The 6,754-nt window shown below is 66.4% G+C and carries 5 protein-coding genes; 1 reads left to right on the forward strand and 4 read right to left on the reverse strand.

The window, feature by feature from the left end; translation table 11 throughout:
* Window positions 1–10: 10 nt before the first annotated feature.
* From msrQ to HV786_RS22575, 4 genes are all read right to left on the reverse strand, one after another.
* Complete coding sequence (gene msrQ / locus HV786_RS22560) at window positions 11–658, reverse strand: protein-methionine-sulfoxide reductase heme-binding subunit MsrQ (protein WP_128827663.1); 648 nt, start codon at window positions 656–658, stop codon at window positions 11–13.
* Window positions 659–668: 10 nt separating this feature from the next.
* Window positions 669–1,631, reverse strand: coding sequence for a protein-methionine-sulfoxide reductase catalytic subunit MsrP (gene msrP / locus HV786_RS22565; protein ID WP_175211887.1), 963 nt, complete (start codon window positions 1,629–1,631; stop codon window positions 669–671).
* 185 nt (window positions 1,632–1,816) lie between these two features.
* A complete protein-coding gene (locus HV786_RS22570; protein WP_128827662.1) occupies window positions 1,817–2,479 on the reverse strand; it encodes an HAD family hydrolase in 663 nt (220 codons plus the stop codon).
* Between the two features lies 1 nt (window position 2,480).
* Window positions 2,481–3,443, reverse strand: a complete 963-nt coding sequence (locus tag HV786_RS22575; RefSeq protein WP_420809653.1) for an RluA family pseudouridine synthase — start codon at window positions 3,441–3,443, stop codon at window positions 2,481–2,483.
* Window positions 3,444–3,966: 523 nt separating this feature from the next.
* On the opposite strand from HV786_RS22575, the gene HV786_RS22580 reads away from it, so the two are divergent.
* Window positions 3,967–6,754 (forward strand): Rne/Rng family ribonuclease (locus HV786_RS22580; protein WP_175211888.1); only part of this gene is annotated, 2,788 nt, incomplete at its 3' end.

The raw sequence follows: 6,754 nt of genomic DNA on the forward strand, positions 1-6,754 counted from the left end.
CGCAGCCGCCCTACGCCCGCCGCCGCCACCAGGCGGCGAGGCGCCACCCCAGCAGCACCGCCAACACGGCGGCGTAGATCGCCGGCTCGGTCAGGTCATTCTTGCCGGCCTTGTGCCACCAGTAGTGCAAGATGGCCAGCAGGCCGATCGCGTAGACGGCCCGATGCAGCGTCTGCCAGCGTTTTCCCAGTTGGCGCATCGCCCACTGCGTCGACGTTGCAGCCAGGGCCGCCATCAACACGAAGGCCGAAAATCCCACCATGATGAAGGGACGTTCGGCGATGTCACGCACCATTGCGGCCGGATCGAAGCCACGATCCCACCACACCCAGGCCATGAAATGCAGCGCAGCGTAGAAGAACGCGAACAGCCCGCACATGCGCCGCACGCGCACCAGCGCGGGCTGGCCCGTCAATCGCCGCAGCGGCGTGATCGCCAGCGTGACCAGCAGGCATACCAGCGCCCAGGTCCCCGAGGACCGGGTCAGGAATTCCACCGGATTGGCAGTGAGCCCATTGCTCACGCCCAGCCATATCCAGCGGGCGAAGGGCGCGATGCCCAGCAGAAACAGCAGCGGCTTGAAGCGCCCGACGGTGCGGGCCGAAAGCTGCGCCTTCGGGTAAGCCGCGGCCGGGGCCGCGCGGGGCGTCACAGACATGGAGGCGCCTTCAATAATTGGCCTTCAGGTCCATGCCCTGATAGAGCGAAGCCACCTGGTCGCCGTAGCCGTTGAACATCAAGGTCTTGCGCTTGGGACTGAACAGGCCGTCCTCGCCGATCCGCCGCTCGGTGGCCTGGCTCCAGCGCGGATGCGCGACGTTGGGGTTCACATTGGCGTAGAAGCCGTATTCTTGGGGCGCGGACTTCACCCACGATGTCACCGGCGGCTTTTCCACCAACCGGATCTTCACGAGCGATTTGCCGGACTTGAAACCGTACTTCCAGGGCACGGCCAACCGCAGCGGTGCACCATTCTGGTTGGGCAGCACGCGTCCATAGACCCCGAAGACCAGCATCGCCAGCGGGTGCATGGCCTCATCGAGACGCAGCCCCTCCACGTAGGGCCAGTCCAGGATGGCCGTACGCACGCCGGGCATGTTTTCCCGCTGCACGGCAGTGACGAACTCGACATACTTGGCGTTGCCGGTCGGCTCCACCTGCTTGAGCACTTCGGACAGGGAATAACCCACCCACGGAATCACCATCGACCAGCCTTCGACGCAGCGCAGGCGATAGACACGGTCTTCCATTGGCGCGAGCTTGCGCAGATCTTCGATGGTGAAGGTGCGGGGCTTGCTGACCTCGCCCTCGACGCTGACGGTCCACGGCTGCGTCTGCAACTTGCCGGCATTTTTGGCCGGATCACCCTTATCTACGCCGAACTCGTAGTAATTGTTGTAGGAGGTGACATCCGACAGCGATGTCTGCTTGTCCATGACGCTGAACGCGGGGCTGGGCTTGCCGGGCAGCGCACCGGCCTCCTGGGCGTGCGCGGCGCGCGTTGCCCAGCCGGATAACCCGACAGCCGCCGCGGCGGCGCCGGCCCGCAGCATCAGGTCGCGGCGGGATCGCCACACCGCCTCGGAGGTGACCTCGGAAGGGAGAACGTCGTCGGGTTTGCGTATCAGCATCGTAATCTCCGGTATGGCAGCGCGCCTTGCGCGCGCCCCGCATCAATCATGGACGAAGGACGGGACCAAGTTATTCCACGGCGCCGGCCTGCAACATGAAACACCCACGCGATACACGCGGCGCACCTTCCGGATAGACCTGCCTGCCGGGCGGACGTTCCTGCCGCCCCCTTGCTTGCAGCCGGCTAGCCGCCTGCGACGACGCGCGGCATCAGCCATTCACGCATCAGCGGCACCGAGTCGAGCACGGCTTGCGGGTCACACCCCTGAAGCTCTTTCAACGTATGCGCGCCATAGGTCACGCCCAGACCGTGCACGCCAGCGTTGCAGGCCATCTGCAGATCGTGCGAAGTATCGCCCACCATGATGACCCCCGACGGATCCACGTCCAGCTCCTGCATCAATTCGTGCAACATGGCCGGATGCGGCTTGCTGAAGGTCTCGTCGGCGGTGCGGGTGGCGTCAAAAAGCGGGCCCAGGCCAGTGGCGGCCAGCGCGCGCGTGAGACCGACGCGGCTTTTGCCCGTCGCGACCGCCAGCCGCACGTTCTGGTTGGCCAGGTCGGTCAGCAACTCGTTGATGCCCTCGAACAGTCGCAGTTCGGGATCGCGCAGCAGGTAATGGGTGCGATAGCGCTCAAGAAAGCGCGGCAACATGGCCTGCGTCAATTCGGGGACGGCACGTCGCAATGCGCTTTCGAGGGAGAGGCCGATGACCCAGCTGGCCTCGGAGGCGGACGGCACCGCAAGCTCAAGGTCGCGGCACGCGCCCTGGATGGCGGCCACGATGCTGTGCGTGGAATCCATCAGGGTGCCATCCCAGTCAAAGACGACCAGCGAATACGACATATCAGGCAGACTCCAGTGATTTCAGTATGTTCCGGCAAGCAGGCGGCAGCTCGGCGGTCAGTGTCATGACCTCGCCCGTCAGGGGGTGAGGAAGGGTGAGGCTGTGGGCATGCAGGAACATGCGGTTGAAGCCTTGGCGCGCAAATTGCGCCCGCACGTCGTCACTGCCGTATTTGTCGTCGCCGACGATGGGGAAGCCGCTTGCGGCCAGATGCACGCGGATCTGGTGCGTGCGCCCGGTGCGCAGCTCGGCGTCGACCAGACTGTAACCGCCAAAACGTTGCTTGAGCGTGACGATGGTGTGCGCCGTCTGCCCGTCCGGGTCCACCTTGACGCGGCGCTCGCCAGACTGCGTGGTCCATTTGGACAACGACAGCTTGATGTGCTGGCGATCGTTCACCCAGTCGCCCTCGACCAGCGCAAAGTAATGCTTGTCGCTCCGGCCCTCGCGCAGCATGGCGTGCAGGGCCAGCAGCGCGCTGCGCTTCTTGGCGACCATCAGCAGCCCGGAGGTCTCGCGGTCCAGCCGGTGCACCAATTCCAGGAACTTTGCCTGGGGACGGGCCGCGCGCAATTGCTCGATCACGCCGAACGACACACCGCTGCCCCCGTGGACCGCCACGCCGGCGGGCTTGTCCACCACCAGCATCGCATCGTCTTCAAACACAATGGGGAATTCGGCCGCGGGCACGGGCCGGGGCTTGCCGGGGTCGGGCAGGCGCAAGGGCGGAATGCGGACCATATCGCCCTCTTGCACCCGGTAATCGACCTGGATGCGTCCCTTGTTGACGCGCACTTCGCCGCCACGGATGGCCTTGTAGATATGCGTCTTGGGCACCCCCTTGCACAGCCGCATGAGGAAGTTGTCCAGGCGCTGGCCGGCGTGCTCGGCGCCCACTTCGACCATGCGGACGGCGGGGGCTGCTTTAGAGGCGGATACAGGGGAGGAAGTTTCTTTGCGCATTGCGGAAAGCGACATATAATCGGGACAGCCTAAAGGGGCTGAACAAGCCGCCTGGCGTAGAGATGCAACCAACACGCAACTCCGTCGAGCGCGCGGGCCGCCATTGTACTGCCTGCTCATTCAACCCCTGGGTCTCTTGGTCGCCGGCGCAACCGAGCCCTGTGGAATAGTGGTGTGGCATTCATCTTGCCCGCTTTTCCGGCAGGTCCGTTGCATGCCGCAAGCGGCTCTGAAGCACTGCAAGAATCGTCGCATATTTAAAGCACCAGCTGCGTGTAGGCAACCAATCCGACCGCAGCTGCCGTTCCCAGCACAACTCCGTCAAACCACATTCAGTGAAGCTGACCCTCCTGCTGAAAGAACCCCGTGCCCCACGGCACGACGTGCCCGCCTGACCCGCGGCGGATACGCCTGGGCGCCGCCCAGGTACGGTCCGCATCTTCTTGCCCGCTTCAGCCGCAGCCCGAGTGGCCCGAGGTCACGCGCCGATATCGGCGCGTCATGACAACGGAGAAACCCTCTCATGAAGCGCATGCTGTTTAATGCGACGCATCAGGAAGAATTACGCGTCGCTATCGTCGATGGGCAAAAACTCATCGACCTTGACATCGAGACTGCCGGCCGCGAACAGCGCAAAGGCAACATCTACAAAGGTGTCATCACCCGGATCGAACCCGGCCTCGAAGCTTGCTTCGTCAACTACGGCGAGGACCGCCACGGCTTTCTGCCCTTCAAGGAAGTTGCCCGCAGCTTCTTCAAGGAAGGCGTCGATGTCCGCACCGCCCGTATCCAGGACGCCCTGCGCGAAGGCCAGGAACTGATCGTCCAGGTCGAAAAGGAAGAACGCGGCAACAAGGGCGCTGCCCTGACCACGTTCATCTCGCTGGCCGGCCGCTACCTGGTCCTGATGCCCAACAACCCCCGCGGCGGTGGTGTTTCGCGCCGCGTCGAGGGCGAGGACCGCCAGGAACTGCGCGACACGATGGAGCAGCTTGACCTGCCCCAGGGCATGAGCATCATCGCCCGCACCGCAGGCATCGGCCGCAACGTCGAGGAGCTGCAATGGGACCTGTCCTATCTGCTGCAGCTCTGGACCGCCATCGACGGCGCCGCGCGCGACAACTCCGCGCCCATCCTGATCTACCTCGAATCCAGTCTGGTCATCCGCGCGATCCGCGATTACTTCTCGCCGGAAATCGGCGAGATCCTGATCGATACCGACGAGATCGCCGACCAGGCCACCGCCTTCATGAGCGTGGTGATGCCGGACAACGTCCAGCGCGTCAAACGCTACCGTGACGACATCCCCCTCTTCTCGCGCTTCCAGATCGAACACCAGATCGAGACGGCCTACTCGCGCACCGTGCAACTGCCCTCGGGCGGCGCCATCGTCATCGACCACACCGAAGCGCTGGTGTCCGTCGACGTGAACTCGGCCCGCTCGACCCGCGGCGCCGACATCGAGGAAACCGCGCTGCGCACCAACTCGGAAGCGGCTGACGAAGTGGCCCGCCAGTTGCGCCTGCGCGACCTGGGCGGCCTGATCGTCATCGACTTCATCGACATGGAAGACAGCAAGAACCAGCGCGCCGTCGAACAGCGCCTGCGAGATGCCCTCCATTTCGACCGTGCCCGCGTACAGATGGGCAAGATCTCGCGCTTTGGCCTGATGGAACTGTCTCGCCAGCGCCTGCGCCCCGCCCTGAACGAAGGCTCGCACATCACCTGCCCGCGCTGCAACGGCACCGGCGTGATCCGCGATGCCGAGTCCAGCGCCCTGCACGTGCTGCGCCTGCTGCAGGAAGAAGCCATGAAGGAGAACACCGCGGCGGTCCACGCCCAGGTGCCCGTCGACGTGGCGACCTACCTGCTGAACGAAAAGCGCGCCGACATCACCAAGATGGAAGCCCGCCTGAAGGTCAACCTGATGCTGATCCCCAACAAGCATCTGGAAACGCCGCACCACCACATCGAGCGCCTGCGCCACGACGACCCCCGCCTGGAAGAAGTGAAGACCAGCTTCGAACTGGTGGAAGCGCCTGCCACGGACGCGCCCTGGCAGCCCCGCGAAAGCGAAATCAAGTCGCGCCCGGAAGCCCTGGTCAAGGGCATCACGCCCTCGCAGCCCGCTCCCGTCTCCACGCCCGCAGCCCCGGCCGCGGCACCTGCCGCGCCCGCAGCAGGCGCCGGTCTGGGCGGTCTGTTCAAGCGGCTGGTCGGCTGGCTGACCGGCGGCTCCGAGCCCGCCAAGCCCGCGCCTGCCGCCGCCGAGGAAACCGCCAAGCGCGCCGCCCCGGCCCGTGGCAAGGGCCGTAACGGCCATGACGGCCAGGATCGCCGCGGTGAACGCCACGGTTCCGACCGCAACCGCAATCGCCGCGGTGAAGGCCGTGGCGAAGGCGCCGAGGCCACCGAAGGCGGCCGTCACCACGTGCGTGGCAACCGCCGCTCGGACGCCGAACGCGGCGAACGCAACAACCGTGGCGAAGGCCGCGGCGAGCGCGACACGCCGGCCGCCACCCAGGCAGCATTGGCGTCCGCCCGTCCTGAACAAGCCCCTGAGCTCAATGGCGAGGACACCGGCGCAGGCCGCAACCGCCGTCGTGGCCGTGGCCGCAACCGCCGCGAAGAAGGCCAGGCCGACGCGCCGATGAGCGAACAGGAAAGCATGGTGGCCGCGCTGGCCCAGACGGTCGCCACCGCACTGCCCGACACCAAGTCGGATGCCAAGTCTGCCGCCGAAGCTGCCTTGGACACCGCTGACGCCGACGATCTGTCCGCCGAAGCGATCCCGGGCGTTGAAGGCGCCGAAGGCGCGGCCGATCCCGAGCGCAAGCGCCGCCGCCGCCGCAGCCGCCGTGGCCGCCGCAGCCAGGACGAAGCTGGCTTGGCCGGCAGCGACGAGCAGCAGGAAGACGGCGCCGAAGACGCTGGCGAGCAGCAGGCCGAAGGCGTCGACGCCCAAGCCGCCGAGCCGGTTCAAACCGCAGCCGCCGAGGCAGCGCCCGCCCCGGCCCAGCAGGTTCAAGCGCCGGCCCAGCCCGTGCAGACCGCCGCGCAGCTCGAGCAAGCCCCGGCCGAACCGTTTCAAGCACCTAAGGCTGAACCCGTCCAGGCCGCCGCTGAGCCCGCGATCGAGCCCCTGACCCAAGCCGCGGCTGAACCCGTCGCGCAACCGGTCCAGACGGCTCCCGAAGCGACCCCGCCCGTCGCCGTGCAACCCGCAAGCGAGGCTTCGGTCCCCGCCGCGCCGGTGCAGGCGCCGGTGGAAGCGCCCGCCGTCGAGCCGGTGGTCCCGGCCCCGGCAGCTG

This window comes from Achromobacter mucicolens, assembly GCF_902859725.1.
GTDB lineage: Bacteria > Pseudomonadota > Gammaproteobacteria > Burkholderiales > Burkholderiaceae_B > Achromobacter > Achromobacter mucicolens.

Excerpts from the sequence above, each read along its gene's own strand:
- msrQ (WP_128827663.1), bottom strand. The coding sequence starts at position 658 with ATGTCTGTGACGCCCCGCGCGGCCCCGGCCGCGGCTTACCCGAAGGCG.
- msrP (WP_175211887.1), bottom strand. The coding sequence starts at position 1,631 with ATGCTGATACGCAAACCCGACGACGTTCTCCCTTCCGAGGTCACCTCC.
- HV786_RS22570 (WP_128827662.1), bottom strand. The coding sequence starts at position 2,479 with ATGTCGTATTCGCTGGTCGTCTTTGACTGGGATGGCACCCTGATGGAT.
- HV786_RS22575 (WP_420809653.1), bottom strand. The coding sequence starts at position 3,443 with ATGCGCAAAGAAACTTCCTCCCCTGTATCCGCCTCTAAAGCAGCCCCC.